Source organism: Dermatophilus congolensis (genome assembly GCF_900447215.1).
GTDB lineage: Bacteria > Actinomycetota > Actinomycetes > Actinomycetales > Dermatophilaceae > Dermatophilus > Dermatophilus congolensis_A.
Map to the genome: position 1 here is coordinate 1,494,801 of NZ_UFYA01000001.1, position 26,138 is coordinate 1,520,938.

Here is a 26,138-nt window from a genome sequence, read left to right on the forward strand (position 1 = left end):
GTGAAACTCGAGGTGCGGGTTGAATTAGATGCTCCCCCCATCACTCGCAGCTCGGTTAGGTTCACCTTAGGTAGAAGATTCTCTGGTAGCAATCCTGCGGACATAAATGTGACAAGCGCCACATAAATGTGGCGCTTGTCTTAATGATTGATTAGTGCAATAAATTTTTGTGTGAATAGTTTCCTTTGACTCATCTCACTCCCGCAGAAAAGGAGTTCCCCTGATCAGTCAAAGAACTTTCATCACGAGATGGGGCGTACGCATTGGAAAAATGTTTACTGTCCTTAGAGCACGCCCACATCTGGGTTGAGCCCCCTGTGTAAGCAGTGTCCAGCCCGACTTAGCTGGACATAAAGATTCTGCCACGAGGAATAACTACCTGTGGTACTTATGTCCGCGACTGGCGAACGAAAGTTTCCCTTTCGTTATCTACCCTCACGCATAGTCACAAAAATACGTATTAGCCGGAACTTCACCACAATCCAACACGTATTAACTTCTTTGCTAGCAGCTAGCCAAGCACCCCAGAGCCACTCCATAGATTGCACATTCGCACCTACGGGCACATTGCACTGCTTCACCAGATCACCGCCACTCCCCCACCCGCTGGCATACGCAGCTTCACGCCCTGCATGCCGTCTCAATCCAAAAGCTCGGCGCGCACAGCCATAAAAGCTATGCGCGCCGAGCACTAAAGATTTTGGTCACCAACCCACACACGCCAAAGAAGAGGGCATGTGTGAATACCTCACACGTTGAACCTGAACTCGACGACGTCGCCATCATTCATGATGTAGTCCTTGCCTTCCATACGAACTTTCCCTGCCGCTTTCGCCTCGTTCATGGAACCGGCAACGTCCAGGTCGTCAAAGGAAACAATTTCGGCTTTGATAAAGCCTTTTTGGAAATCTGTGTGAATCACGCCAGCTGCTTGCGGGGCAGTCCATCCTTGACGGATAGTCCAGGCGCGGGATTCTTTGGGGCCGGCGGTGAGGTACGTCTGCAACCCCAGCGTGCGGAACCCTTTGGTAGCGAGCTGGTCCAAGCCCCGTTCAGATACCCCTACTTCAGCGAGAAGCTCAGCGGCTTCCTCATCGTCAAGCTCAGCCATGTCCATTTCGAGCTGTGCGTTGAGGAAGATCGCTTCGGCTGGTGCCACCAATTGCGATAGGCGCTCTTGCAGTTCCGTATCGGTTAGCTGCGTCTCGTCCATGTTGAACACATAGAGGAACGGCTTGGTCGTCATGAGACCAAGTTCTTTCAGGATCGCTACGTCTACCCCTTGGGCTTCAGCCTTAGCGAAGAGCGTGTCACCGGCCTCGAGGATTTTCTGGGCACCTAGTGCTGCATCAAGAACAGCCTTGTCGGTTTTCTTGCCCTTGACCTCTTTATCGAGGCGGGGAAGGACTTTCTCCAAGGTTTGTAGGTCCGCGAGGATCAGCTCGGTGTTGATCGTCTCCATGTCAGAAGCGGGATCAACTTTGCCATCGACGTGAGTGACGTCGTCATCAACGAATACCCGAACAACTTGGCAAATCGCGTCGGCTTCACGAATGTTTGCAAGGAACTTGTTTCCTAGCCCTTCACCTTCGCTGGCGCCGCGCACAATCCCGGCGATATCAACGAACGACACCGTCGCTGGCAAAATTTTTTCGCTGCCGAAAATTTCCGCCAACCGGCTAAGGCGAGGATCGGGCAGCGGAACAACACCCACGTTGGGCTCGATCGTAGCGAACGGGTAGTTCGCCGCGAGGACGTTGTTCTTGGTCAGAGCGTTGAACATAGTGCTCTTACCGACGTTAGGGAGACCGACGATTCCAATGGTGAGTGCCACGAGGGAAAACTCTACCTGGCACGCCGCACGTGCAGCGACGAAGCTGCACGGCACACGCGTCAGCCACCCATCCCAACAATGACGGTGCTAAGTGAAAGAGTTGACTCATGAGCCAGGTGACGTTCTTTTTCGTGCTCGTTTTGCTTCTTGCTGTCGCAGCGGTCGTGGCTGCTTTCCGCCTTGGTCGCACTCAAGGTCGAATGGAAACGGGATCAGAGCTCGCTGCGGCACGAGCTCACATCGAAGGCTTGCGTGAGCAAATCACTGACATGCGTGCCGTCACCGACGCAGACAGCTCCACTCGGGCCGCGTTAGCTCCCCTGGAAAACACCATCGCCCGTGTGGCTGAACAAGTCACCACCTTAGAGCGTGACCGTCAGCAACAGTTTGGCCGTTTGGGGGCTCAGCTCATCGAGGTTTCTCGCGCCACTAGCGGGCTGCAGTCCGAGACTGCCACGCTGGCCGGGGCGTTGAAATCCTCCAATATCCGCGGCGTATGGGGCGAAACGCAGCTACGCCGTGTACTTGAACTCTCGGGGCTGGAGCGGTGGTGCGATTTCACCGACCAGGTCTCCTCCACTAATTCCACCGGTAAAACCGTGCGCCCTGATGTTGTTGTCACGTTGCCGGGTGGAAAGTCCCTCGTCATCGACTCCAAGGCCCCTCTTGATGCTTTTCTTCAAGCCCAAGGGGCTCATCTTGATGACGATGAGCGTGCTGCCTATCTCGCCCAGCACGCGACTCACCTGCGTTCACACGTGCGCGCTTTGGCCAGTAAGGAGTATTGGACTGCTTTCGCATCCACTCCGGAGATGGTGGTGTGTTTTGTGCCGGGTGATGCGATTCTTTCTGCGGCTCTTGACGCTAATCCCGCCTTGTATGAAGAGGCTCTCACCGCCAAGGTGGTACTTGTCTCCCCCGCTTCTCTTTTTGCTTTGGCGCGTACTGTCGCCTATGTGTGGAAGCAGGACTCTCTGGCTGAGAATGCTAAAGAGCTCCTCGATTTGGGCACTCATTTGCATTCACGTCTGCGAACTCTTGGGACCCACCTCACGGCCGTGGGGTCTTCGCTGTCTAACTCGGTGGCCAACTACAACAAGCTTGTTGGCACTTTGGAGACACGGGTTTTTGTGACTGCGCGTAAATTTTCTGATCTAGGGATCACTAGCGATGAAATTGCTACTGTTAAACCGCTGGATGCTACCCCGCGACCGTTGACTGCCCCTGAACTTCTCGAAAGTATTGACGATTCAGAAAAACGCAACGCAGGTTAACCACCTTTGCCACTTATCTGACAGTTCCGGATTTTCAAATCCTACCGTTAGATTCCCATTTTGGCTTTCTGGGAATCGAGAAGTTTGTCAATTAAAGGCTCAGTGATTCCACAGAATCATGTAGAATTCTGCAGGAAAAAGCGGATTTCATAATACGCCTGGATCAGGCTATCACCCCGACGCGCCGAAATAATCTACTGACCTGACTGAACCAACGAACGACAGGCGCCGCGACCCAAGAAACTCAGTTCTCATCAAACCGCCAAATTTGTTCGCAGCACTTTCTATTGCATTCGACTACTCATAGTCGCCGGACTGCTTACACCTCCGAAGTTCTCCTCCTTCCCCAAGAGGCCAACCGAAGCTTTATTCCACTGAGGATCCTTTACATCCGTATGGATCTTTACAGCGGATCCCATCTTCCCCTTGAAAGTATTCAGGTGGACAGCAGCTTTATCTCCACTTAATCTTCCATAAGAAAAGGGTTCTTTAATTCGGGAATGAGATGTTCCTGACACCATAGCAGCGAAAACAAAGACCACAAAAGCTACTAGCTGAATAACTTCACCTGCCCCCAAAGAGACGCCTTCCATTCCCGTCATTGCTCCAGTAACTACAACAGAAGTCAGAAAAGCTATCCTTGCGGATATTCTGGCGATCTTCTGCGACTGTGTCATTCTTGAATTCAGCTCACGAAATTTACGCATCTAAAAGTTTCAAGGAGGCCACCTGCAATAAAAAGTTACACCCATAAACAATTACAGTTTCGGCTTTGAATGGCATCCAAGAAAGTATTTGAATCCACTAGATACGTGGAAGCCTTACTTCACTTCCTAGACGCACGGGGGTTTTCTACGATGCCTTCTCAGGCATGGTGTCGAACTGTTCTGAGCTGCTAGACATGTGGATCTGCCCACAAGCGTGACGGCCTCCGAGTTCTTTTACTGAGTCCTCGCAGGTCCCTACCCGATCTGTGAGGACGTTGGGTGAATCGCTACCCAAGTCGCGAGAGGAAAATCCAATGATTCACGAAAATGTGCGGCTCGTGGGGCCCGATGCCTCGCGATTCGAAGCATGGCGTGACTGTTTGCTCGATTTCGGTGGAGGGGCTCTCGATGGGTCGGGCTGCCAGCGGGGCGAGGTTCCCGAGCCAACCCGAGCTGGTTTTGAAGAATATCTGGGTAACCGACGCCGCTATGAAGACCTTGACGTGGCACTTCCTCCAGGGCATGTGCATTGCACCTACCGGTGGATCGTGGATAACACGTGGCAAAACGGTGGGCCTCTCCTAGGTTTTCTGGCGTGCCGGCATGCCCTGACACAGCTTCTTCTAGACCAGTCCGGACACATCGGGTACAGCGTCCGTCCCTCGACGCGGCGCCGCGGGATAGCCACCGCAGCCCTTGGACAGGGGCTTTTGATCGCCGCGGAGGTGGGCGCAGCACCGACCCTTGTGTGTTGCCGGGAAGAGAACAACGCGTCTAAAAGAACGATCGAGAGGGTCGGTGGCCGCTACGACGGTTCCCGCAATGGGTTCCGCCGCTACTGGTTTGGTGCGCCGCCGTGGCCAGTCCAGCCCACCGCGGGCAGCTGACTACGTTTCGACACTGACTAAAGCCATGTTTCGCTCAACGTAGATGTTGGCCTCCGTCACCACGAACCTTCGCGTCGAATTGGATGCCGCGCGCCTTCAAGTCACGGCGTAGTTCTGGTGGCAGCGCAAAAAGGAGACTTTCTTCGGCGGAAACCACCGGATTCACTTCTGCGAAGCCACGCTCGGCAAGGTGTTCCAGCAGGTCGCGCACTAGTACTTCCGGTACTGAAGCGCCACTGCTGACACCGACTGTGGTGGCGCCTTCAAGCCAGGCGTCGTCAACTTCGGCGGCGTAATCAACCAGGTGTCCCGACCGAGCGCCGTGCTCCACGGCTACCTCTACGAGGCGACGGGAATTCGAGGAGTTACGCGAGCCCACCACGATGAACACGTCGCAGTCGGCTGCCATCTGTTTCACGGCGCCTTGGCGGTTTTGTGTGGCGTAGCAGATGTCATCGCTGGGCGGGTCAATAAGGTGCGGGAAGCGTTCTTTCAACGCTGCCACGGTCGCCGTGGTCTCGTCCACGGACAGGGTGGTTTGGGAGAGCCACACCACCTTTTCTGGGTCGCGTACCTGCACGTTCGCTACATCTGCGGGGCCGTCCACCAGTGTGATGTGTTCGGGGGCTTCCCCGGAAGTGCCAATAACTTCTTCGTGGCCTTCGTGACCGATGAGAAGAATGTCGTAATCAGCGTTGGCGAAACGCACGGCTTCGCGGTGCACTTTGGTCACCAGTGGGCAGGTGGCGTCAATGGTGCGCAGGCTGCGCGCGGCAGCCTCGTCATGAACGCTTGGTGCTACACCGTGAGCGGAGAACACCACCGTGGCGCCTTGGGGTACCTCGTCAGTCTCGTCGACGAAGATCGCGCCGCGACGTTCCAACACAGAAACAACATGCTTGTTGTGCACGATTTCTTTACGCACGTAAACCGGTGCGCCGTAGGCCTCTAGCGCTTTTTCCACGGTTTCGACGGCCCGGTCCACACCGGCGCAGTAGCCGCGCGGAGCAGCCAGCAATACACGTTTACCGCCAGCAGGGGTGGTGTCTGTGCCGTGCTGGGCGTAGGTCTGGGTGGTTTCACTCACTCGACCATCGTAGTGAGGACGGAATGGGCGTGGACACATGCGCTTGGGGTTGGCGAGCCAGCAGCGGTGATTACGGCAGTGTGCGCAACTTTGTCGGTCCTGGGCGTGATACTTGCATTCGTGAGCAATTCGGATCCGTCCAGCCCCACCGCCGCCAGGCCTGACTCCGACGGCGCACCGCGAGAGCTACCTGCAAAGGCAGCAGAAACCACAGCCGAGAATCCTTGGCCCCTGCGGTTGCTCACTGAAAACATCACCGCCTATATCAACCGCATGTCTGCGCTGTGGATTGAGGCGCAGGTAATCGAGCTCAAACGACGCCCGGGGGCCTGGTCAGCATTTTTGACTTTGCGTGATGTCGACGTCGACATGTCGCTGAATGTTTCGATCCCCACGCGCACGCTTGATGCGTTGCCGGATGAGATCGGCAATGGTCAACGCGTGGTGGTGCACTGCAAACCGACGTTCTGGGCCAAGCGTGGTTCGTTTCAGATGGAAGCCCGTGATATCCGCCCGGTAGGGCAGGGTGAACTTCTGGCACAAATCGAAAGGTTGAAAAAACTTCTCGAGTCTGAGGGGTTGTTTGACCCTTCCCGGAAAAAGTCGCTGCCTTTTTTGCCCCGCTGCATTGGTCTTATCTGTGGCCGGGAAAGCGCTGCCGAACGTGACGTGGTGGAGAACGCTCGTCGCCGTTGGCCGGGAGTTGATTTCGAGATCCGTGAGGTGGCGGTTCAGGGACGGGATGCTGTCCCGCAGGTGAGTCGTGCTCTTTGTGAGCTTGATGACCTGGCGCATGTAGATGTCATCGTGATTGCTCGTGGTGGTGGTTCGTTTGAGGATTTGCTTGCTTTTTCTAATGAGACGCTGCTGCGTGCTGTAGCGGCTGCCCGTACGCCTGTGGTTTCTGCCATCGGGCACGAGGTGGATGTTCCTCTGCTTGATTTCGTTGCTGATGTGCGGGCTTCTACTCCCACTGATTCGGCTAAGCATCTTGTACCGGATCATGCTGAGGAATCTGAAGCGCTCGGGAACGCTCGGGTGCGTATGCAGCAGGCTGTGCGGCGCCGGCTTGATGATGAGCGGCGTGGATTGGCGACTATGCGGACTCGTCCTGTTCTTGCCACACCGAAGGCCATGCTTCGCCCGTACCGTGAGCAGAGGGATGCGTTGCATGAACGGGTTACTCGCGCCACGGGTATCGCGTTGGCAGCTGCTCGGGCAGATTTGCGTGGTCACGTTTCGCATCTAGGAGCACTTTCTCCGCAGAGCACGTTGGAGCGTGGCTATGCGGTGGTACAGCAGCATGATGGCAGCGTGATTCGTGATCCTGATCAGGTGCGGGCTGATGAGGTTTTGCGTGTGCGTGTTGCGGGAGGTGATTTCACGGTGATGTCACGGTCTCAGCAGGATTGTGATTCCGCTTCGTGAAAGTCCCCTCCTCTAGGGGCATCTGCCCTTTGTATGTTCGATGTTTAGGAGATTTGCATGGCGTCCTCGAAAGACCAGAACTGTGCAGAGCGTTCGATTGCTTCGGAAAATGGCACGCAGTTCGGTGATGTAGCGGAGCTGACTTATGAGCAGGCCAGGGATCAGTTGATTGGTGTTGTGCAGCGTCTGGAGAGCGGCCAAGCGCCTTTGGAAGAGACGATGGCGTTGTGGGAGCGTGGCGAGGCGTTGGCTGAGCACTGTTCCAGCTGGTTGGACAAGGCTGAGAAGCGCATCGAAGATCGGCTGGGATCAACAGTGAAGTAATCCCAGCCCGAGGTGTGCAGGTAGCGCAGCTGGTTTTACTGAGCGGGTTGGGCGTCTTGCCACGCTTTAGCAATGTGGAGAAGGTTTTTCTTATCACCTAACCCCGTCACTGATACGGCTACTGGTCCTTGGGTTGCGGGTAGTAGTGCTGTGCGTGGGTTTTTTTCTGGTGCGATGAATGTGTGCCAGGTGGTGCCATCAATCGTGATGTCGCCGTTGCTGCCGCCATTCTTGGTGACTTCGCGTTCCCAGTCGTCTGAGACTTTTTCTTTGCCGAAGGCACCGGTTTGAGCGAGTGAAACGAATACGGAGTCATCGTCAGTGCGCACGTATCCGACTTCCCACGTTTTCACTCCCCCACGTTTGTCGAATCGTGCTGTGGTGGCGCGCCATTCTGGGCCCAGATTGGGTACACGAATGGGCCAAGAAGTCGCGTTTATTACTCCGCGCGCCGAGGCTTTTACGTCGACGGCGGGTTGTTCGACTTTGCTGGCTTGGGGGGTAAGGGCTTGCCAGAGCAGGATGATGCCGAGCAGCACGATCATGGAAATGAACATGCTGCGCATGCCTCCGGCGCCGTGTTTTGGTGGTTTTTCTGTGCCGGTGGCGAGGGGTCGGAAGGGGGCTCGGCGAGCGCTCATCGTGGGTTTTTCCTCCCGGAGGGTGTTTTCTCGTCGCGGACGTGCCGGTGACGTGTGCGTGATGAATCTACGCGATTGTTTGGCGCTCCTGTTTTTGGGCGCGGACCAGTGCGCGTTGGCGGTCGATTTCGCTTTGTTCGGCGATCTGTTGTGCTCGCTTGTGGTCTCGGGTGAGGTTTTCGCGGGTGTGGGGATTGAACAGGTGCATGTCGCTTGGTTTGAAGGACAGTTGCGCTGGTTCGCCTTCGCGGATGTGGGTGCGTGCGTTGAGGCTGACGGTGACTTGTGTTCGGAGTTGTTCGCCGTCGAGTTCGCGGTTGAGTTCTTCGAGGGTCTGTAGTGCTGTGCCTTCGGCGTGGAAGGGGATGTATCCGTACTGTTCGTTACCGAGCCATTCGGTTTGGTCGATGACTGCTTCGAATGTGATTGCGTCTTCGGTGGGGTGGGGGGTGTTGGCGAATGCTTCGGGTCGTAGTCCGATGATGACGGTGTCGAGGTCTGTGATTTTTTCTGCCATGACAGGGGTGATGGGGATGTCGGTCAGTGGTGTGTGCAGAACGGCGCCTTCGATGTGGGCGGGGATGAAGTTCATGGGTGGTGATCCGATAAATCCGGCAACGAAGAGGTTGACGGGTTGTTCGTAGAGTTCTCGGGGGCTGGCGACTTGTTGGAGTGTTCCGTGTTTGAGGACTGCGACTCGGTCGCCCAGGGTCATGGCTTCTGTTTGGTCGTGGGTGACGTAGATAGTGGTGATGCCCATGCGGCGTTGCATGCGGGCGATTTCGGTGCGCATTTGGCCGCGGAGTTTGGCGTCGAGGTTGGAGAGGGGTTCGTCGAAGAGGAAGGCGTCGGCGTCGCGGACGATGGCTCGGCCCATGGCTACGCGTTGGCGTTGCCCGCCGGATAGGTTGCTTGGTTTGCGGTTGAGGTGTTCGTTCAGGTCGAGCATGTCGGCAGCTTGGCGGACAGCGGCGTCGATTTCTTTTTGGGTTTTTTGTTTGTCGAGTCGTAGGGGGAATGCGATGTTTTCGTAGACAGATAGGTGTGGGTAGAGGGCGTAGTTCTGGAAGACCATGGCGAGGTTGCGGTCGCGGGGTGCTAAGTCGTTGACGATGTTGTCGCCGATGCGTAGTTCGCCGGAGGTGATGTCTTCTAGGCCCACGATCATGCGTAGGAGGGTGGATTTACCTGATCCGGATGGGCCGACGAGGATGATGAATTCTCCGTCGGCGATGTCGAGGTTGACGTTGTTGACGGCGGGGAATCCGTCGCCGTATCGCTTGACGATGTTGGTCAGACAGATGCGTGTCATGTCGTGTGTTCTTTCTGCGGGGTGCGGTGGCTGTCAGCCTTTGACAGCACCCGAGGTGAGTCCGGAGACGATCCGGCGTTGGAAGATGAGTACGAGTAGTACGACGGGGATGGTGACGACGACTGCTGCGGCAGCGATCGCTCCGGTTGGTTGTTCGAATTGAGATGCGCCGGTGAAGAAGGCGAGTGCTGCTGGGACGGTGCGGGCGTGGTTTGCGGTGAGAGTGGAGGCGAATACGAAGTCGTTCCAGGCGGTGAAGAAGGTGATGATCGTGGTGGTGAATACGCCGGGGGCGGCGAGGGGGACGATGACTTTTCGGAATGCTTGCCAGCTTGTGGCTCCGTCTATTTGGGCTGCTTGTTCCATTTCCCAGGGGATTTGGCGGAAGAACGCCGTCATAGTCCAGATGGCTAAGGGGAGGGTGAGGGCGAGGTAGGGAAAGATCAGGCCGGGGATGGTGTCGAAGAGGCCGATGTGTCGCCAGAGGTTGTATAGCGGTGTTGCTAGTGAGATCACGGGGAAGAAGGAGACGGCTAGTGCAGTGCCGAGGATGATCCCTTTTCCGGGGAATTCAAGTCGCGCGATTGCGTAGGCGCAGGTGGTGGCGAGGGTGACTGCGATGAGGGTGGAGATGAGGCAGATGATGATTGAGTTCCATAGTGCGGGGACAAACAGGTCGTGGGCGCCTCCAAAAAAGATGAGTCGATAGTTTTCGAGGGTGGGCTTGCGGGGAAAGAAGTTTCCGAGTGTGTTGAGCCGTGGGTTTGAGAGCGCTGCGGTTGATTTGAGGGATAGGGAAATAACCCAGGCCAGGGGGATGATTGTCCACAGGATGATGGGGGCGGCTAGCCACGTGTAAGCCCATGTTTTTTTGTCTGCTGTGGTTTTCATGGTCACCTTCTTCCCTCGGTGAGGTTGACTTTGAAGCCTTTGATGAATCCGGTGGCGATCATGATGACGAATATGAATAGCAGCGTGGAGATTGCTGATCCGAGGCCGATTTCTACACGGTTAATTGTTTGGTTGTAGGCAAGTAGTGACAGGACGGTGGTGTCGTGTGATCCGCCGGTCATGATGAATACGTTGTCGAAGATGCGGAATGCGTCGAGGGTGCGGAAAAGAACAGCGACCATGATTGCTGGTTTCATGTTGGGCAGGGTCACTTTGAAAAGTGTTTGGGTGAAGGTGGCTCCGTCAACGCGTGCTGCTTCTTCTAGTGCTTCATCTACTTGGGCAAGCCCGGATAGAAGTAGGAGTGACATGAAGGGTGTTGTTTTCCAGATTTCGGAAAAGCAGATGATGGCGGTTGCGGTTTCCCAGGTGCTGAACCAGTTGTAGTCATTGGGGAAAGTTCCAGCGGTGAGGGTGTGGAGCCACCAGTTCACGAATCCTGTGGTGACGTTGAATCCGAAGAACCATGCGAATGCGGATACGACGGTGATGATCGAGTAGGGGATCAGAACGATTGTTCGGAGTGTTTTTCGGGGAATGACGATGCGGTGCATGACGAGCGCGATGATCATTCCCAGGACGAGCTCTATGGCAACTGTGATGGCGGTGATGAGGAGTGTTTGTCCGGTTGCGCGCCAGAACAGTGCATCGCTGAGGGCTACGAGGTAGTTGTGTAGGCCTACGAATGTGCGTGCGTGTGGGTCGGTGAGTCGGTAGCTGAAGAGGGAGTAGTAGAGCGCCTGGATGATGGGGTAGGCGGTGACCAGGAGCATGATGGCCAAGGCTGGGCCTGCCAGAATCCATCCGAGGTTGTGTTCTGCTCGGGTACGTGTGGATATGTGTGGTGTGCTCGGAGTGTTTTTAGTGTTGTTGGGAGAGTTCACAGGAGTGCCTCTCCGTGGAGAACATCGTGAATGAGTTGTTCTGATTGGGCTGGGGTTGTTGCGGGGTCAACGGATTCGGGTGGGCTCCAGGTGCGCTGCAGGGCTGTTGAGATGTCGCCGTAGTACTGGGTAACTGGGCGAGGTGCTCCGCTGTCGAGCGAGTCACGGATCAGGTCTGCCATGGGAAATTTTTTGCGGATGGTGGGGTTGTCGTAGACCTTTTTGCGTGCTGCGGGGTTACCGGTGCCGAGCATGTACATCGTTTGATGTTCGACGTTGGTAATGCATTGGATTGCTTCCCAAGCTGCGGGTTTGTTGGTGCTTGCAGCGTTGACGCCTAGTTCGATGCCTCCTAGTGGAGGGCGGGATTTTTGACCTGCGACTGATTGGGGGTAGCGGGCCCAGGCGACGTCGTCGATGAAGTCAGCTTTGCGTTCGGCCAGTGCCGCCCATACGTAGGGCCAGTTGAGGAGGAATCCGGAGCTAGCGTTTGCGATGAATAGGTCTAAAGCGGCAGTTTCATCGCTGGAGCTGAGGGCTGGCCCGCCGACTCCGGCTGTGGTGAGGGAGTGGATGATTTCGGCGGCGCGTTTTCCTGCTGGGCTGTTGATGCCGAGGTCGACTTTTTTGCCGGTGGCGCCTGAGTTTTTAACTATTTTTCCGTTGGCGCTTTCGATGAGGGCGTTGATCCATACGGAGTATCCCTCGTATCGGGAGGCTTGGACGCCAAGAGTCTTTTTTTGTGATGCGGCGGCGTGAATGATTTGGTCCCAGGTGACGGGGTTGGTCATATCGAGTCCGGCAGCTTTGGCGACGGATTTGCGGTACCAGAGGATTTGGGTGTTTGCCCACATCGGTGCCGCGAATAGGGTGTTTTTCCATTGTGCTGCCGTGACGATGGGGGCTACGGCGTCGTCGGTGAGGGTGTGGCGTTTGTCGGTAGGGGCTGGGTCGAGGAATCCAGCTTCAGCGAATTCCGCGACGAAGACGGGGTCCAGGCTCATCAGATCTATGCCTGGATCGCTGGCAGCGAGGCGTCGTAGGAGTTGTTGTCGTTGATCGCTGGCGCTATTGGGCAGCACTTGAGTGGTGATTGTGTATGCGCCTTTGGCTGCTTTGGTGCATTCGGCGGCGAGTCTGGCTTGGCCGTGTTTGGTGGGGTCGTTTCCGCCTGAGTCGGGGTTGATATACCAGGTGATCTGTTGGGGATTGGTGGCGGAGGTGTTTCGGCCACAGCTGGTTAGTGCTGCGGCGCTTGTGGCTGTAATGGCCAGGGCAACTGTGAATGCGGTAATTGAGCGTGGTGAGGGCATGAATACTCCTTTGGATTCTGTGCCCTTCTGGTAAGGGGTGAGGGTGACACGTCGCGGGCTGCGTCATTGCTGCTCGTGACTGTTGGTGTTATTCCCCCGGATCCGTTGAGAAGACACCCCGTCTCGGGTTCCTGCATCTTAGGCACGCTTGCGGTTTTTTCAGTTGAACTACGCGTTTCTGGTGCCGATGGGGTTGTGAAAGGCCTGCTGCTTCGGTTGGCTCGTGTTCGGAAGGAATCCGATGGCTGTCTCTTCGCCCTCCCAGTCTGCTGAGTTTGTTTCTGGTTCCGCTCTGGAAGGTGCCACTCATAGGTCGAACCTGACTATTCGGTCGGTGCCGGTGGCGGCTTCTCCGGTGGCCTCGTTTGCGGAGCTGATGTCGGGAAATATTCGGTATGTCTCTGATCATGCGGATAGTCCCAGGCGAGGCCAGCAGCGCCGGTCGGCAACGGTTTCTAGCCAGAATCCTTTCGCGGTTGTTTTTGGGTGCGCGGATTCACGTGTTCCTGCTGAGATTTTGTTTGATCAGGGTTTGGGTGACTTGTTTGTTATCCGTACAGCAGGTCACGTGGTGGGGCCTTCGGAGTTGGGGTCGTTGGAGTATGCGGTGGGGCATTTGAATACTCCGTTGATTGCGGTGTTGGCGCATGATTCGTGCGGGGCGGTACAGGCGGCCATTGACTGCGCCTCGAGTGGGCGCATGCCTGACGATCATGTGCGTGATGTTTTGGAGCGGATCGTCCCGAATGTCAACGCGGCTAGGAGCCGTGGGGAGACTGCTACGGCCGATATTGAGCGCTCGCATGCGCGGGCGGTGATGTCGTTGATTCCGGAGCGTTCTCCGTTGATTGCTGATCGGATTGCGCAGGGGCGGTTGGCGATTGTCGCGCTGAAGTACCAGTTGAGTGATGGGACTGCCCGGGTGTTGGACAGTATTGGTCCTCTTGGTGCACGTTGATATGTGTTGATTCGCCTTTGCCGCCTGGTGGGTGGGCGTGGCGGATAGGTGCCTTATTTGCTGAGGGTGTCCGCGTAGTGTGATCGCCGATGTTGTGTTGCGTTGAGGAGCTGCGCTGTGCCCGAGATTAATCCCATGACGGGTTCGACGCGTCCGCATACTCCGACTGCTGCGTGGCGTGCGATTTCTGCTGGAAATGAGCGGTTTGTGCAGGGGAAGCCTCTTCACCCTAATCAGGGGGCAGAGAGGCGTTTTGAGTTAACTGGTGGTCAGCAGCCGTTTGCGGCGATTTTTGGTTGTTCTGATTCTCGCGTGGCTGCCGAAGTGATTTTTGATCGTGGGTTGGGTGATCTTTTCGTTATTCGCACAGCGGGGCATGTGGCTGGCCCCACCGAGATCGGCTCTTTGGAGTACGGGTCAGAGATTTTGGGGATCCCATTGATCATTGTGCTTGGGCATGATTCGTGTGGGGCAGTGTCGTCGGCGATCACGGCTTTTGAGACTGGAGAAATGCCTCATGGGTTTGTGCGGGATTTGGTAGAGCGGGTGACTCCAAGCGTGAATGCGGCATATCGCAAGGGCGCAACGAGTGCTGATGAGATTGAGGCTGAGCATGTTCGTGCCACGGTGCATTTGTTGAGGCAGCGTTCTCGCCCGATTGCGGAGCGAATCGAGAATGGCTCTTTGGCGATCGTGGGATTGGTGTACAAGCTTTCTGATGGCGCAGCGCAGGTGTTGGAGGTTGCTGGCCGTATCGACGGTTTGGAGTCGTCGGGGTGAGAGAAATGGCCGGGCTGTTGTCCGTGGTGGAGCGATGCCCGGCCATTTCTAGTGTGGTGTTTATAGGGCGAGTTCGCGTCGGACCACTTCGGCTAGCGATGCGGCTACCGATGCAGCTTCTTCGCTGGTTGCGGCTTCTACCATGACGCGGACAACTGGTTCGGTGCCTGATTTGCGTAGCAGTACGCGCCCTGAGTCGCCGAGGTCGGCTTCGGCCTGGCGAATAGCCTCGGCGACTGCTTCGTTGGTTTCGACGGCGTTTTTGTCGACGTCTTTAACGTTGATGAGTGATTGCGGTAGGCGCTGCACCACAGATGCGAGGTCTCGCAAGGCGCGGCCAGTTTGGGCGACTCGTGCTGCCAAAGTGAGGCCTGTGAGGGTACCGTCGCCGGTGCTGGCGTGGTCGAGGAGGATGACGTGGCCAGACTGCTCACCGCCGAGGGTATGGCCGTTGGCGAGCATGTCTTCGAGAACGTAACGGTCACCTACTGCTGTTTTGCGAACTGTGATGCCGTTGGCTTCCATTGCTTTGAACAAGCCCAGGTTGCTCATGACTGTTGCGACGAGGGTGTCGTTGGCAAGTGAGCCGAATTCTTTGGCTCCGATGGCAAGGATTGCCATGATCTGGTCACCGTCGACGGGTGCACCAGTGTGGTCTACGGCAAGGCAGCGGTCAGCGTCGCCGTCGTGAGCAATGCCGAGGTCTGCTTTGTGTTCCACGACCGCGGTTTGCAGCATTTCTAGGTGCGTGGATCCGTAGCCGTCGTTGATGTTGAGGCCGTCGGGTTCTCCACCGATAACTTTGACTTTGGCTCCGGCCGCGCGGAACGCCTGTGGTGAGACGACGCTGGCGGCGCCGTGGGCAGCGTCGACGACGATTTTGAGGCCATCGAGGCGGTGCGGCAGGGCAGTTAGCAGGTGAGCAACGTATCGCGAGTTTGCGTCTGTGAGGGGGCGTACGCGACCGACTCGGAATCCGGTGGGGCGTTCCCATTCTTGGCCCAGTCTGGCTTCGATGGCGTCTTCGATGGCGTCGTCGAGCTTGAAGCCTTGGGATGTGAAGAATTTGATGCCATTGTCTGGCATCGCGTTGTGGCTCGCGGACAACATGACGCCGAGATCAGCATTCATGTCTTTAGTGAGGAATGCCGTAGCAGGTGTGGGAACCACGCCTGCGTCATAGACATCTACTCCTGCAGAGGCAAGCCCGGCGATTACTGCTGCGGAGAGGAATTCACCAGATGCGCGTGGGTCACGGCCGACCACAGCTGTCATCCGGCCAGTGTTGTTGCTGCAGCGGTGCTCGAATAGCTCGTGCGCAGCAGCTGTAGCTAGCGATAACGCAAGTTCAGCGGTGATGTCGCGGTTTGCGAGTCCTCGGACTCCGTCAGTTCCAAACAGTCTCGCCATGAGAGTTCCGCATCTCCTTCGTCTGAGTGCTGCGCATGAAGCGTGGTGGGGGGCGGTGAAGTGAGTCGCAGTTGTGTGAATGCTTGCGGTCAACCAGGTCGAGATAGATACCCGGTGAACCAGCCTAACCCTGTTATTCGGGCTGGTAGGGATTCCCACATAGGTAGACGGCAGATGGCCGCCACCTCCTGCTGAGGATGACGGCCATCTGGCGCATGTATCGGCTGAGCCGACCGGATCAGCGCTTGCTGTACTGAGGCGCCTTGCGGGCCTTCTTGAGACCAGCCTTCTTGCGCTCGGGAACACGAGCGTCGCGGCTGAGCAGTCCGGCTTTCTTGAGGCCAGGACGGTTCAGGTCAACGTCAATGCCGTTGAGGCTGCGGGCGATGCCCAGACGGATCGCACCGGCCTGACCGGAGGGGCCACCACCAGCAACGCGCACGAGAACGTCGTATGCGCCCTCGAGCTCGAGCACCTTGAAGGGCTCGTTGACAATCTGCTGGTGAACCTTGTTCGGGAAGTAGTCGTCAAGGCCACGGCCGTTGATCTTCCACTGGCCAGAGCCGGGGACGATGCGCACGCGAGCGATGGCCTGCTTGCGGCGGCCGGTGGCAGCACCAGGGGCCGAAGCCGAGGGGCGCTCGCCCGTAGCGGCCTGTGCCGGGGCTTCACTGGATTCGGTGGTGTAGCTGGAAAGAGCCGGCTCATTCTCGTCGAGCTGGGCGTCCATGTCAATATCGGTCACGGTTCTCCTCGTTTTTTCTGCGCTTAGGTCACGTACGTCGAAGACGCGTGATTACTGCGCGACCTGCGAGATCTCGTAGGGCACCGGACGCTGGGCCTGGTGGGGGTGCTCAGAGCCTGCGTACACCTTGAGCTTGCTCATCTGCTGACGTGCGAGCGAGTTCTTGGGAAGCATGCCACGGATGGCTTTCTCCACTGCACGCTCGGGGTTCTTGGCGAGCAGCTCGGTGTAGCTGGTAGCGCGCAGACCACCGGGGAACCCGGAGTGGCTGTAAGCCTTCTTCTGCTCAGCCTTGTTGCCCGTAAGAGCAACCTTGTCAGCGTTGATGATGATGACGAAGTCACCGGTGTCAATGTGCGGCGCGAACGTTGGCTTGTGCTTGCCGCGCAGGAGCTGTGCCGCCTGCGAGGCGAGACGACCGAGCACAACATCGGTAGCGTCGATGATGTGCCAGGAGCGCTCAATGTCGCCCGGCTTCGGGGTGTAAGTACGCACGAGTGCCTTGCTTTCTGTTGCGGACTGCGAATCGCGTGCCACCGGCCGGAGCGGCGAAAGCCACAGGAGCGACCTAGCCGAAGTGCCGATGGCTCACCCGTCCGAAATCGAAGATCACGGGGTAGACACGACATGCTGCGACAGCTCTTGCAGAGCGTTCACACTTTCGCATCCAGCGAGCACTGACCGGCGGAGGGCAGCAACACGTAACAGTCATCTACTCTACCGTTCGATCACACGCCTCCAGAAATCCACTCAAAACATGCTTTGAAGTGCAAATTCACCTCCTCTATTGCCTCCTAATCCTATTCATGCACATGTTTTATGCATAAATTTTCTGCAAAAAGGAGCAGTATGTGCCTATGACTACCCCTACCGACCCCACCGACAACGACCACCCTCTCCCCCACCCGGCAGAACTTGACCAAATATCACTACGCACTCTTGCCCACCCCATGCGATCTCGCATCCTCGCCGAACTACGCAGCATTGGCCGAGCCACCTCCGCAGACCTCGCCAAAGCCCTAGATACAAGCACCGGCGTGACCAGCTACCACCTACGCGCCCTAGCTAACGCAGGACTCATCACTACCAGCGAACTCAGCGGCCGCCGCCGATACTGGAGCCTGACTACAGAAAATCGCATCATCGACACTTCCGAAGAAGATCCCGCCGATGAAGCCTCCGCCGAATGGCTCGCCCGTGACTACGCCGCCTACTTCGGCACCAAAGTCCAAAACTGGATTAGCCACACCTCACAGTGGCCCCCTACCTGGCAAGAACTATGTGGACTCGAAGACCGACTTGTCCTTGTCACCGATACTCAACTTGCCGCACTCCAAGAAGAAATCGCTGCCATCCTTGAGCGATACCGCCGTGTCGGAGCAGGAAACCCCACTGCTAAACGCGTCACTTTCTACACCTGTGCACTGCCTGTTGACGCTCCCCCACGACTCTAAGAAGCACACCACGTACCTCACACTGCGACGTCTAACTCCTAGCAGTACTCAGGGCAGCCAATCAAGGATCTGCGCCCCACGAAAAAGTCACTCAGGCAGCTCTCGAACACATCGAGCAGCTGCAGCCCGAGCCGAAAGCTGATGATCAGCCGGATAACGAACTTCTTCTAAGCACAGGCCGTGCGGCGGCATCACCGTCACCGCTGGGTTCCTTCGACGTTCTCCCAGCACGAGTGCTGGCCAATCTGTCGTTTGCTTCCCCTCCCCCACAGGTACGACTCCCCCAACCAAGGCACGCACCATTGAGTGGCAAAACGCATCGGCAATGATTGTGCCTATTACTAGCGGGCCACGGCGCTCCCACTCATACGCCAACAGATTGCGTATCGTGGTAGCCCCTTCTCGCGGCTTGCAGTACGCAGCAAAGTCATGCAAACCCAGCATCTGCTGGGCCGCCAAATGCATGGCAGAAACATCCAATTGCCGCTTGTGGACGACAATTCCGCTCCGCTGCAACGGATCTAATTCTGATGGCTCATCAGTAAGGGTGTAGGAATACCTTCTCGACAACGCCGAAAAACGAGCATCAAACCCTACCGGCGCCTGCTGGACCTTGCGAACGACGATATCGGCTGGCAATACGCCAGCTAAGCGAGTAACAGCAGCAGCTTCCGGTGTGCGTTGCGACCGTCCTGGCAACCGGTGGAAAGCTGACTCTTCAACGTCTACGTGTAGTACCGATCCACGAGCATGAACTCCTGCGTCTGTGCGTCCAGCTACGACCAGACGTACATCGTGACGCAGTATTTTTTCGAGGGCTGTAGTCAGTTCTCCTTCGACAGTGCGTAGTCCTGGCTGCTTAGCCCACCCCGAGAAAGCAGTACCGTCATAGGCGAAGTCGATTCGCAACCTCATTGCCGTCTCCTTAGTTGAATACCCACATATATGAAGTGGCTGTGACCATCCAAGATGGTCACAGCCACTTCATATATGTGTCACATGCGCGGATCAGGCCTCGCTAGACTCCGCGGCTTCGGGAGCGGAGGTCTCTTCGGCAGCAGCCTGCTCTTTGACAGAGCGCTTGGTTGCAGCCTCAGCCTCAGCGACCGTGGCTTGCTTAGCGGACATCGGCTCACGAACCAACTCGATAACCACCATAGGAGCGTTGTCTCCCTTACGGTTACCGATCTTGGTCGTGCGGGTGTACCCACCCTCGCGGTTTGCCATGTCAGGAGCGATCTCCGTGAAGAGGCGGTGCACAGCGCCCTTGTCACGGACAACAGTCATGACCTGACGGCGAGCGTGCAGATCACCACGCTTGGCGAATGTAACCATGCGCTCGGCCAAGGGGCGCAAGCGCTTGGCCTTGGCGGCGGTGGTGGTAATGCGGTCGTGCTGGAACAAGGCGGTGGCCAAGTTCGAGAGGATGAGGCGCTCGTGGGCGGGGCTACCGCCAACGCGACGGCCTTTAGTAGGCGTAGGCATTACGTGTTCTCCCTAGAGTTGTTCAGGCCGCTCCGCGGAAGCGGATCGGTCAGTACTGCTCGCCGTCGCTGAATGCGGCATCTTCATCGAAGCGGTCGCCCAAGGCGGCTGGGTCGAATCCAGGCGGGCTGTCTTTGAGAGCCAGTCCCATGCCTGTCAGCTTCTGGGTGACCTCGTCAATGGACTTGGCACCGAAGTTACGGATGTCAAGGAGATCTGCTTCGCTGCGCCCAACCAACTCACCCACGGTGTGGATGCCCTCACGCTTGAGGCAGTTGTAGGAGCGGACAGTCAGGTCGAGTTCCTCGATGGGAAGGGCGAGATCAGCTGCCAAGGCGGCGTCGGTCGGCGATGGCCCCATGTCGATACCTTCGGCCTCGACGTTGAGCTCCCGAGCAAGCCCGAAGAGCTCGACAAGCGTCATGCCTGCAGAAGCAAGTGCATCGCGAGGCGCCATGCTGCGCTTCGTTTCGACATCAACGATCAATTTGTCGAAGTCGGTACGCTGCTCCACACGCGTGGCCTCAACCTTGTAGGTCACTGCCAGTACTGGGGAGTAGATCGAGTCAACCGGGATACGGCCAATCTCGGTCTCGACTGCCTTGTTTTGGTGGGCGGACACATATCCACGGCCGCGTTCGACTGTCAGCTCCATCTCGAGCTTGCCATCCTCGTTGAGGGTGGCGATCTCGAGTTCGGGGTTGTGCACCTCGACTCCTGCTGGCGGAGCAATGTCCGCTGCAGTCACTACACCGGGGCCCTGCTTGCGCAGGTACATCACGACAGGCTCGTCGTGATCGCTGCTGACAATGATCCCCTTGATGTTGAGGATCAGTTCCGTGACGTCCTCTTTAACCCCTGGGATCGTCGAGAACTCATGGAGAACACCGTCGATACGGATGCTGGTAACAGATGCTCCAGGGATGCTCGACAAAAGCGTCCGGCGAAGCGAGTTACCGAGTGTGTACCCAAAGCCCGGCTCAAGCGGTTCAATGACGAACCGGGAACGCGTGGGCGAAACCACGTCCTCAGTGAGGACAGGGCGCTGTGCGATCAGCACGATTTCTTTCCTTCCCACGATCTACCGCTATATGAAGATCGTGAATGCGGCTATAGCCGTGACACCCGTCGTCTCTGTCTACGGCGAGTGGCCCCACTCCCCCGTGTGGCACGAGGTCATCACGTAGGTCGCAGGGATGGAGCGACTGTGTATTAACAAGTGAATACACAGTCGCTCCGCGCACATCTCGTCGAGGTGTGCGCGGATCTACGTGTTAGTTCTTCGAGTAGAGCTCAACGATCAGCTGCTCGGTGAGGACCGTGTCGATCTGCTCACGAACTGGCAGCTGGTGGATAAGCACCTGCAAGGATCCTGGAACGACCTTCATCCACGCAGGAACCACACGCTCGCCGTACAGGTCTTCGGCGACCTCGAACGGGAACTTGCTGCGGCTCTGCTCACGCCATTCGATGATGTCGTACTGGCTCACGCGGTAGCTCGGCACGTCTACGCGCTGACCGTTGACCAGGAAGTGGCCGTGGGTGACGAGCTGACGTGCAGCGCGACGTGTACGTGCCAAACCGGCACGGTAAACGACGTTGTCTAGACGAGATTCAAGGATCTGAAGCAGGTTTGCACCGGTTTTTCCGGGGCGACGTGCCGCTTCCTCGTAGTAGTTACGGAACTGACGTTCCATAACTCCGTAGGTAAAGCGTGCTTTCTGCTTTTCCTGCAACTGCGAGAGGTATTCCTTCTCCTGGATACGGCCACGGCCGTGCTGTCCTGGAGGGAATGGGCGGTTCTCGAAGTTCTTATCGCCACCGACGAGGTCGGTCTTCAGGCGACGGGACTTTTTCGTAATCGGACCGGTGTAACGGGCCATGGTGTCTCTTCTCCTACCTTTTCAGTGCCTGCTGCGCGCGGTCGATCAGACGCGGCGGCGCTTGGGCGGACGGACACCGTTGTGCGGCGTGGGGGTGACGTCACTGATGGCGCCAACCTCCAAGCCGGTTGCAGTCAGCGAGCGAATAGCTGTCTCGCGGCCGGAGCCAGGACCTTTGACGAAAACGTCAACCTTGCGCATGCCGTGGTCCATCGCGCGGCGGGCAGCAGCCTCGGCAGCCATCTGCGCGGCGAAGGGGGTGGACTTGCGGGAGCCCTTAAATCCAACTTGGCCAGCAGATGCCCAGGAGACAACCGCGCCTGTTGGGTCGGTGATCGAAACGATCGTGTTGTTGAATGTGCTCTTGATGTGAGCTTGCCCGTGGGCAACGTTCTTCTTCTCTTTGCGGCGCACCTTTTTGGCGCCACCAGCCTGACGGCTCTTGGGAGGCATATGTTCTCTTTCCTACGAGTCTTCGGGAGTAGCCGACTAGTAAGTCAGCGACGAGGCAAAGCCTCGATCAGCGGCCGGCCTTCTTCTTGCCAGCAACGGTGCGCTTGGGGCCCTTACGGGTACGCGCGTTGGTCTTGGTGCGCTGGCCGTGCACGGGCAGGCCACGGCGGTGGCGCAAACCCTGGTAGCTGCCAATTTCAACCTTGCGACGAATGTCGGCGGCCACCTCACGGCGAAGGTCACCTTCGAGCTTGTAGTTGCCCTCGAGGAAGTCACGCAGAGCAACAAGCTGCTGCTCGTCTAGGTCCTTGACGCGCGTGGACGGGTCAATCTCCGTCGCTGCGATAGCTTCCTTCGCGCGGGTACGCCCCACACCGAAGATGTAGGTAAGAGCGATCTCAACGCGCTTTTCGCGCGGGAGGTCAACTCCAACAAGACGTGCCATTTGTGTTTCTCCTGAGTAGTTTCGAAGGTTTGGCACAGCATCGGTCCGTGCGCACGCTCTCATGGCGAAGAGCGCCGCTTCCGGTCCTCGGCCTTCGAACCGAGGGTGACATCTGAGGAACCTCAGGGCCGGATGCTGTGTACTGCTCATATCGTCGCGTAACGAAAGACAACTGCAAAAACTTGTAGCTCTTTCGCTGCTCGACTGTTTCTTCTGCCTGCCGATTTAAGTGATCTTCAAGTAAAGACTGAGACTACGGACAGCCCTTCAAGAAAAATCTCTTCGAGACAGTCTTTGAAGAGTATGTATCAGCGGTAGCGGAAAACGATACGGCCGCGGGATAGGTCATAGGGGCTGAGCTCCACGACCACGCGGTCCTCAGGGAGGATCCTGATGTAGTGCTGGCGCATTTTCCCTGAAATATGAGCGAGAACTTTGTGTCCGTTGGTGAGCTCCACACGGAAGTTCGCGTTAGGGAGCGCCTCCACCACGGTGCCCTCGATCTCGATGACTCCGTCCTTTTTAGCCATGTCCTCCACGATCCTGGTCATGTCATGCATTGCACGACGATTGGCCACGCCGATCCCTCGGCGCGCTGCAGCTTCAGATACTTTCGCTTACACCCAAGCCAGACCGCAGTGTCTATATCTAGGTAGAGACAGACGCTTTACGGCTGCTTTGATCACTTAAGCAAGCGAGAGTATGAGCCAACAAGCAACCTTAATCCACTACCCCTAGTCATGGGAAATTCGACAGCCTCTCCCACCAGACAAGTAATTCTGAATATTTATGCCAGCGGGCCAAATTGGGCACCTGTAGCTGCACAGACCTCCAGTCCCCCATCGAGCGCAGTAAGTACCCAGATGCCTTCAGAAGTGATAGCCACCGTGTGCTCAACATGGGCTGCAACGGAGCCGTCGATGGTGACTACTGTCCAGTCGTCGTCAAGAACCTTGTTATCAGGGGCGCCTAGCGTAACCATCGGCTCAATAGCCAGCGTAGTGCCAACGGTCATTTTGGGCCCTAGCTTGGCTGGCCGAAAATTAGGGACCCCTGGCGACATATGCATTTCACGCCCGATCCCATGCCCCTCATAGTCTTCGACGATTCCATACTCGCCAATCTTTCGTTGAAGAGCACTTTTTTCCAGAGACTCTTCAATCGCTCCCCCGATATCTCCGACTCGGTTCCCCGGTACCATCGCTGCGATACCAGACCACAGGGATTTAAAAGCATCATCAAGCAAATTTTTTACTTCAGGTTCGGCAGCATCATCCCCGCCAACGATAATCGATATCGCCGAGTCGCCATGCCACCCATCCACTGCCGCTCCGCAGTCAATTGATACAAGTTCCCCTTCCTGGAGAACACGATCACCAGGTATTCCATGAACTATTTCACACCCCACACTCACACAAAGAGTGTGTCGATACCCAGGAACAAGCGGAAAAGAAGGAACAGCACCCTGCGAGAGGATATACTCTCTAGCAATATCATCGAGTTCTCTAGTGGTAACTCCAGGCTTAACTGCCTCAGCTAGCTTTTCCAGAGTTCGCCCAACAACTAATCCAGCTTTCCGCATAGCAATAATCTGCTGAGGATTCTTTTTCTCAATTCGCTCACGACCAAACATTTTTCTCCATCCCGATAATGATATATCTCTTAACCATATAAAGATGCCCCACTTCGTGACACGAAGCGGGGCATCTCACCGAAATCACTCGGAATAAAGCGGTTCAAGCGCCTCTTGAATGCGTGTAGCTACTTCTTCAACTCCACCCATACCATAAACCTGCACCAGCAATTCACGATCATCATAAATTTCCGTCAAAGGCGCAGTTTGCTGCGCGTAAACCTTCAGGCGTTCACGAATAACGGGCTCAGTGTCATCTGACCGCCCTTCGATTTCTGCACGTTTCAACAGACGCTCGACTACGGCATTTTCATCGACAACGAGCTCGAGAACGCAATCGAGTTTCTCGCCTCGCTCCTTAAGGTACTCATCCAGAACCTCCACCTGAGCAGTCGTCCGTGGGTACCCATCAAGCAAGAAACCTTTTTGAGCATCTTCGCGAGCAAGCCGCTCAAAAAGCATGGCATTAGTAATCTCATCAGAGACATACTGGCCGGAAGCTAGAACCTGTTGAACCTGCTTGCCAAGCTCAGTTTGTTCCGCAATATTTTCGCGGAACATGTTTCCCGTAGATATAACAGGAATTCCGAAACTTTCCGCAATTCCTGCAGCCTGGGTACCTTTACCGGCGCCCGGCGCCCCCAAAATGATGATCCTCATGAACGCAAAAGCCCTTCGTAATGGTGTTGCTTGAGACGAGACTCAATCTGTTTCACCGTTTCAAGTCCCACGCCGACCATAATCAGAATTGACGTCCCACCGAAAGGGAAGTTCTGGTTTGCCTGAATTGTGGCTAGTGCAATCAATGGGATTAGAGCCAAGATGGACAAGTACAGCGCACCGACGACCGTGATCCGGTTCACCACATACGACAAGTACTGCGCTGTTGGACGTCCAGCTCGAATACCTGGAATAAATCCACCAAACTTCTTCATGTTGTCTGCAACTTCTTCAGTATTAAAGCTGATCGCAACATAGAAGAACGTGAAGAACAAAATGAGGCTCGTATAAATAGCCATATACCATGGGCTATCTCCACGCACAAGATGCGTAGAAACCCAGAGCACCCATTCAGGCGGGTTCGGGTTACCTTGCTGGAATTGAACAGCAAGCCCGGGGAGCGCGAGCAATGACGATGCGAAAATAACCGGGATAACATTGGCCTGGTTAATTTTGAGAGGAATATAAGTCGAAGTTCCTCCGTAAACGCGGCGCCCGATCATGCGTTTTGCATACTGAACAGGAATTCGACGCTGACACTGTTCGACAAAAACAACAACAGCGATAATTGAGAGCCCCATAAGGATGATCAAGAAAAATACATCCCAACGTCCTTGCTGCTGTTGCACGCTCCACAGTGAGCTGGGGAACCCTGCCGCAATCGAGGTAAAGATAAGCAACGACATTCCGTTGCCGACCCCTTTTTCGGTAATCAATTCACCAAGCCACATGACAAGACCGGTACCAGCGGTCATTGTCAACACAGACAAGGCTGCATTCAGGAATGTGTCGTCGACAAGGATATTTTGACAGTTAGACCCGGGGAACAAAGTGGAGGGGTTCCTAGCGAAGGTTATAAAGGTCGAAGACTGCAGAATAGCCAGACCAATAGTCAAATATCTTGTATATTGCGTCAGTTTTGACTGACCAGACTGCCCTTCTTGCTTTAAAGTTTCAAACTTAGGAATTACAACAGTTAACAATTGAACAATAATGCTTGCCGTAATATACGGCATAATTCCCAGTGCGAAAATAGAAAGCTGCAGAAGAGCTCCACCACTAAACAGGTTTGCCATCCCTAAAAGCGCATTTCCTCCATGCGCTGAGTTAGGTTGACACTGCTTAATAGCGGTATAGCTGACACCAGGCGTCGGGATGTGTGACCCGAGCCTAAAGATAGCCATGATGAACACGGTCAAGAGCAACCTGTTCCGGAGCTCAGGCGTACGAAAAGCCCGAACGAGGGTGGTTATCACAAAGCCTCCCACTGGCGCGTGTGGCGGTGCATGCCGCGAACCGGTCCCGACCATGCGCACGTGCGGTGTTGTACGAACACCGTACAACGTATTGTCATCAAAGGTTTTGGGGCGGTAGACCCCGTCGCGACAATAGCACTTCTACCTAAGTGAACTAGTAGCGACATGTCATCGACCGTTTACAGGATTCTCCGCTCCAATGAAACGAAGGATGGAGACCCCTGAGACTAGGGATCCCCATCCTTCGTTAACCGATTAGCTACAAAGCTAAGAA

At 56.2% G+C, this 26,138-nt stretch carries 28 protein-coding genes; 7 read left to right on the forward strand and 21 right to left on the reverse strand.

Translation table 11 applies throughout. The annotated features are described in order from the left end of the window. Nucleotides 1–748: 748 nt before the first annotated feature. On the reverse strand, nucleotides 749–1,834 hold the full coding sequence (gene ychF / locus DXZ77_RS06425) for a redox-regulated ATPase YchF (RefSeq protein WP_115032683.1): 1,086 nt from the start codon (nucleotides 1,832–1,834) through the stop codon (nucleotides 749–751). A 107-nt stretch (nucleotides 1,835–1,941) separates the two neighbouring features. Here ychF and DXZ77_RS06430 point away from each other — a divergent pair, with 107 nt between their 5' ends. Next, nucleotides 1,942–3,108, forward strand: coding sequence for a DNA recombination protein RmuC (locus DXZ77_RS06430; RefSeq protein WP_115030863.1), 1,167 nt, complete (start codon nucleotides 1,942–1,944; stop codon nucleotides 3,106–3,108). A gap of 284 nt (nucleotides 3,109–3,392) precedes the next feature. On the opposite strand, the gene DXZ77_RS06435 is transcribed toward DXZ77_RS06430, so the two are convergent. After that, entirely contained in the window at nucleotides 3,393–3,785 is a 393-nt protein-coding gene (locus DXZ77_RS06435) for a hypothetical protein (protein WP_115030865.1), read from the reverse strand. Nucleotides 3,786–4,129: 344 nt separating this feature from the next. Between DXZ77_RS06435 and DXZ77_RS12690 the strand changes: the two genes are divergently transcribed. Continuing rightward, nucleotides 4,130–4,702, forward strand: a complete 573-nt coding sequence (locus tag DXZ77_RS12690; protein WP_115030867.1) for a GNAT family N-acetyltransferase — start codon at nucleotides 4,130–4,132, stop codon at nucleotides 4,700–4,702. A gap of 34 nt (nucleotides 4,703–4,736) precedes the next feature. On the opposite strand, the gene DXZ77_RS06445 is transcribed toward DXZ77_RS12690, so the two are convergent. Continuing rightward, on the reverse strand, nucleotides 4,737–5,789 hold the full coding sequence (locus tag DXZ77_RS06445; protein WP_258553177.1) for a 4-hydroxy-3-methylbut-2-enyl diphosphate reductase: 1,053 nt from the start codon (nucleotides 5,787–5,789) through the stop codon (nucleotides 4,737–4,739). Between the two features lie 120 nt (nucleotides 5,790–5,909). Here DXZ77_RS06445 and xseA point away from each other — a divergent pair, with 120 nt between their 5' ends. Together xseA and DXZ77_RS06455 are read left to right on the forward strand one after the other, a co-directional pair. Continuing rightward, nucleotides 5,910–7,217, forward strand: a complete 1,308-nt coding sequence (xseA, locus tag DXZ77_RS06450; protein WP_115032685.1) for an exodeoxyribonuclease VII large subunit — start codon at nucleotides 5,910–5,912, stop codon at nucleotides 7,215–7,217. A gap of 57 nt (nucleotides 7,218–7,274) precedes the next feature. Beyond that, the gene (locus DXZ77_RS06455; protein ID WP_115030871.1) at nucleotides 7,275–7,541 is read left to right on the forward strand and encodes an exodeoxyribonuclease VII small subunit; all 267 of its coding nucleotides are present in this window, start codon (nucleotides 7,275–7,277) and stop codon (nucleotides 7,539–7,541) included. A 35-nt stretch (nucleotides 7,542–7,576) separates the two neighbouring features. On the opposite strand, the gene DXZ77_RS06460 is transcribed toward DXZ77_RS06455, so the two are convergent. The 5 genes from DXZ77_RS06460 to DXZ77_RS06480 form a co-directional block, all read right to left on the reverse strand. Continuing rightward, on the reverse strand, nucleotides 7,577–8,182 hold the full coding sequence (locus DXZ77_RS06460; RefSeq protein ID WP_115030873.1) for a DUF4245 domain-containing protein: 606 nt from the start codon (nucleotides 8,180–8,182) through the stop codon (nucleotides 7,577–7,579). 67 nt (nucleotides 8,183–8,249) lie between these two features. Further along, complete coding sequence (locus tag DXZ77_RS06465; protein WP_115030875.1) at nucleotides 8,250–9,494, reverse strand: ABC transporter ATP-binding protein; 1,245 nt, start codon at nucleotides 9,492–9,494, stop codon at nucleotides 8,250–8,252. A 33-nt stretch (nucleotides 9,495–9,527) separates the two neighbouring features. Beyond that, a complete protein-coding gene (locus tag DXZ77_RS06470) occupies nucleotides 9,528–10,385 on the reverse strand; it encodes a carbohydrate ABC transporter permease (protein ID WP_115030877.1) in 858 nt (285 codons plus the stop codon). Nucleotides 10,386–10,387: 2 nt separating this feature from the next. After that, entirely contained in the window at nucleotides 10,388–11,329 is a 942-nt protein-coding gene (locus tag DXZ77_RS06475) for a carbohydrate ABC transporter permease (RefSeq protein WP_258553178.1), read from the reverse strand. After that, entirely contained in the window at nucleotides 11,326–12,642 is a 1,317-nt protein-coding gene (locus tag DXZ77_RS06480) for an extracellular solute-binding protein (RefSeq protein WP_115030879.1), read from the reverse strand. The genes DXZ77_RS06475 and DXZ77_RS06480 overlap by 4 nt, the downstream gene beginning before the upstream one ends. Before the next feature lie 241 nt (nucleotides 12,643–12,883). On the opposite strand from DXZ77_RS06480, the gene DXZ77_RS06485 reads away from it, so the two are divergent. Both DXZ77_RS06485 and DXZ77_RS06490 read left to right on the forward strand, forming a co-directional pair. Further along, nucleotides 12,884–13,600, forward strand: coding sequence for a carbonic anhydrase (locus tag DXZ77_RS06485; RefSeq protein WP_115030881.1), 717 nt, complete (start codon nucleotides 12,884–12,886; stop codon nucleotides 13,598–13,600). 135 nt (nucleotides 13,601–13,735) lie between these two features. Next, nucleotides 13,736–14,380: a carbonic anhydrase gene (locus DXZ77_RS06490; RefSeq protein WP_115032689.1), complete on the forward strand. Its 645-nt coding sequence runs from the start codon at nucleotides 13,736–13,738 to the stop codon at nucleotides 14,378–14,380. A 60-nt stretch (nucleotides 14,381–14,440) separates the two neighbouring features. On the opposite strand, the gene glmM is transcribed toward DXZ77_RS06490, so the two are convergent. From glmM to rplM, 3 genes are all read right to left on the reverse strand, one after another. Beyond that, entirely contained in the window at nucleotides 14,441–15,790 is a 1,350-nt protein-coding gene (glmM, locus tag DXZ77_RS06495) for a phosphoglucosamine mutase (RefSeq protein WP_115030883.1), read from the reverse strand. A 238-nt stretch (nucleotides 15,791–16,028) separates the two neighbouring features. Further along, nucleotides 16,029–16,520, reverse strand: a complete 492-nt coding sequence (gene rpsI, locus DXZ77_RS06500; RefSeq protein ID WP_034400648.1) for a 30S ribosomal protein S9 — start codon at nucleotides 16,518–16,520, stop codon at nucleotides 16,029–16,031. A 66-nt stretch (nucleotides 16,521–16,586) separates the two neighbouring features. Then, nucleotides 16,587–17,030: a 50S ribosomal protein L13 gene (gene rplM, locus DXZ77_RS06505; RefSeq protein WP_028326520.1), complete on the reverse strand. Its 444-nt coding sequence runs from the start codon at nucleotides 17,028–17,030 to the stop codon at nucleotides 16,587–16,589. A 362-nt stretch (nucleotides 17,031–17,392) separates the two neighbouring features. On the opposite strand from rplM, the gene DXZ77_RS06510 reads away from it, so the two are divergent. Beyond that, complete coding sequence (locus tag DXZ77_RS06510; protein ID WP_115030885.1) at nucleotides 17,393–17,989, forward strand: ArsR/SmtB family transcription factor; 597 nt, start codon at nucleotides 17,393–17,395, stop codon at nucleotides 17,987–17,989. Between the two features lie 87 nt (nucleotides 17,990–18,076). On the opposite strand, the gene truA is transcribed toward DXZ77_RS06510, so the two are convergent. From truA to secY, 10 genes are all read right to left on the reverse strand, one after another. Continuing rightward, on the reverse strand, nucleotides 18,077–18,904 hold the full coding sequence (gene truA, locus DXZ77_RS06515) for a tRNA pseudouridine(38-40) synthase TruA (protein ID WP_115030887.1): 828 nt from the start codon (nucleotides 18,902–18,904) through the stop codon (nucleotides 18,077–18,079). A 93-nt stretch (nucleotides 18,905–18,997) separates the two neighbouring features. Beyond that, nucleotides 18,998–19,474 (reverse strand): 50S ribosomal protein L17, encoded by a 477-nt coding sequence (rplQ, locus tag DXZ77_RS06520; RefSeq protein WP_115030889.1) that lies wholly within the window; start codon nucleotides 19,472–19,474, stop codon nucleotides 18,998–19,000. Nucleotides 19,475–19,523: 49 nt separating this feature from the next. Beyond that, complete coding sequence (locus DXZ77_RS06525; RefSeq protein WP_028326523.1) at nucleotides 19,524–20,534, reverse strand: DNA-directed RNA polymerase subunit alpha; 1,011 nt, start codon at nucleotides 20,532–20,534, stop codon at nucleotides 19,524–19,526. Nucleotides 20,535–20,748: 214 nt separating this feature from the next. Further along, nucleotides 20,749–21,357, reverse strand: coding sequence for a 30S ribosomal protein S4 (gene rpsD / locus DXZ77_RS06530; protein WP_028326524.1), 609 nt, complete (start codon nucleotides 21,355–21,357; stop codon nucleotides 20,749–20,751). Between the two features lie 45 nt (nucleotides 21,358–21,402). Continuing rightward, complete coding sequence (rpsK, locus tag DXZ77_RS06535) at nucleotides 21,403–21,810, reverse strand: 30S ribosomal protein S11 (protein WP_028326525.1); 408 nt, start codon at nucleotides 21,808–21,810, stop codon at nucleotides 21,403–21,405. 67 nt (nucleotides 21,811–21,877) lie between these two features. Further along, the gene (gene rpsM, locus DXZ77_RS06540; RefSeq protein ID WP_028326526.1) at nucleotides 21,878–22,255 is read right to left on the reverse strand and encodes a 30S ribosomal protein S13; all 378 of its coding nucleotides are present in this window, start codon (nucleotides 22,253–22,255) and stop codon (nucleotides 21,878–21,880) included. Between the two features lie 308 nt (nucleotides 22,256–22,563). Then, entirely contained in the window at nucleotides 22,564–22,785 is a 222-nt protein-coding gene (gene infA / locus DXZ77_RS06545) for a translation initiation factor IF-1 (RefSeq protein ID WP_028326527.1), read from the reverse strand. A 257-nt stretch (nucleotides 22,786–23,042) separates the two neighbouring features. Continuing rightward, the gene (gene map, locus DXZ77_RS06550; protein WP_115030891.1) at nucleotides 23,043–23,888 is read right to left on the reverse strand and encodes a type I methionyl aminopeptidase; all 846 of its coding nucleotides are present in this window, start codon (nucleotides 23,886–23,888) and stop codon (nucleotides 23,043–23,045) included. An 84-nt stretch (nucleotides 23,889–23,972) separates the two neighbouring features. Next, a complete protein-coding gene (locus DXZ77_RS06555; protein WP_115030893.1) occupies nucleotides 23,973–24,548 on the reverse strand; it encodes an adenylate kinase in 576 nt (191 codons plus the stop codon). After that, entirely contained in the window at nucleotides 24,545–25,864 is a 1,320-nt protein-coding gene (gene secY / locus DXZ77_RS06560) for a preprotein translocase subunit SecY (RefSeq protein ID WP_115030895.1), read from the reverse strand. The genes DXZ77_RS06555 and secY overlap by 4 nt, the downstream gene beginning before the upstream one ends. Nucleotides 25,865–26,138: the final 274 nt, after the last annotated feature.

Excerpts from the sequence above, each read along its gene's own strand:
- DXZ77_RS06485 (WP_115030881.1), top strand. The coding sequence starts at position 12,884 with ATGGCTGTCTCTTCGCCCTCCCAGTCTGCTGAGTTTGTTTCTGGTTCC.
- rpsD (WP_028326524.1), bottom strand. The coding sequence starts at position 21,357 with ATGGCCCGTTACACCGGTCCGATTACGAAAAAGTCCCGTCGCCTGAAG.
- rpsM (WP_028326526.1), bottom strand. The coding sequence starts at position 22,255 with ATGGCACGTCTTGTTGGAGTTGACCTCCCGCGCGAAAAGCGCGTTGAG.
- DXZ77_RS06555 (WP_115030893.1), bottom strand. The coding sequence starts at position 24,548 with ATGAGGATCATCATTTTGGGGGCGCCGGGCGCCGGTAAAGGTACCCAG.
- DXZ77_RS06455 (WP_115030871.1), top strand. The coding sequence starts at position 7,275 with ATGGCGTCCTCGAAAGACCAGAACTGTGCAGAGCGTTCGATTGCTTCG.
- DXZ77_RS06510 (WP_115030885.1), top strand. The coding sequence starts at position 17,393 with ATGACTACCCCTACCGACCCCACCGACAACGACCACCCTCTCCCCCAC.
- infA (WP_028326527.1), bottom strand. The coding sequence starts at position 22,785 with ATGGCTAAAAAGGACGGAGTCATCGAGATCGAGGGCACCGTGGTGGAG.
- rpsI (WP_034400648.1), bottom strand. The coding sequence starts at position 16,520 with ATGGACGCCCAGCTCGACGAGAATGAGCCGGCTCTTTCCAGCTACACC.
- DXZ77_RS06470 (WP_115030877.1), bottom strand. The coding sequence starts at position 10,385 with ATGAAAACCACAGCAGACAAAAAAACATGGGCTTACACGTGGCTAGCC.
- DXZ77_RS06480 (WP_115030879.1), bottom strand. The coding sequence starts at position 12,642 with ATGCCCTCACCACGCTCAATTACCGCATTCACAGTTGCCCTGGCCATT.
- DXZ77_RS06435 (WP_115030865.1), bottom strand. The coding sequence starts at position 3,785 with ATGACACAGTCGCAGAAGATCGCCAGAATATCCGCAAGGATAGCTTTT.
- glmM (WP_115030883.1), bottom strand. The coding sequence starts at position 15,790 with ATGGCGAGACTGTTTGGAACTGACGGAGTCCGAGGACTCGCAAACCGC.
- DXZ77_RS06490 (WP_115032689.1), top strand. The coding sequence starts at position 13,736 with ATGACGGGTTCGACGCGTCCGCATACTCCGACTGCTGCGTGGCGTGCG.
- DXZ77_RS06430 (WP_115030863.1), top strand. The coding sequence starts at position 1,942 with ATGAGCCAGGTGACGTTCTTTTTCGTGCTCGTTTTGCTTCTTGCTGTC.
- DXZ77_RS06460 (WP_115030873.1), bottom strand. The coding sequence starts at position 8,182 with ATGAGCGCTCGCCGAGCCCCCTTCCGACCCCTCGCCACCGGCACAGAA.
- DXZ77_RS12690 (WP_115030867.1), top strand. The coding sequence starts at position 4,130 with ATGATTCACGAAAATGTGCGGCTCGTGGGGCCCGATGCCTCGCGATTC.
- DXZ77_RS06465 (WP_115030875.1), bottom strand. The coding sequence starts at position 9,494 with ATGACACGCATCTGTCTGACCAACATCGTCAAGCGATACGGCGACGGA.
- truA (WP_115030887.1), bottom strand. The coding sequence starts at position 18,904 with ATGAGGTTGCGAATCGACTTCGCCTATGACGGTACTGCTTTCTCGGGG.
- map (WP_115030891.1), bottom strand. The coding sequence starts at position 23,888 with ATGTTTGGTCGTGAGCGAATTGAGAAAAAGAATCCTCAGCAGATTATT.
- rpsK (WP_028326525.1), bottom strand. The coding sequence starts at position 21,810 with ATGCCTCCCAAGAGCCGTCAGGCTGGTGGCGCCAAAAAGGTGCGCCGC.
- rplQ (WP_115030889.1), bottom strand. The coding sequence starts at position 19,474 with ATGCCTACGCCTACTAAAGGCCGTCGCGTTGGCGGTAGCCCCGCCCAC.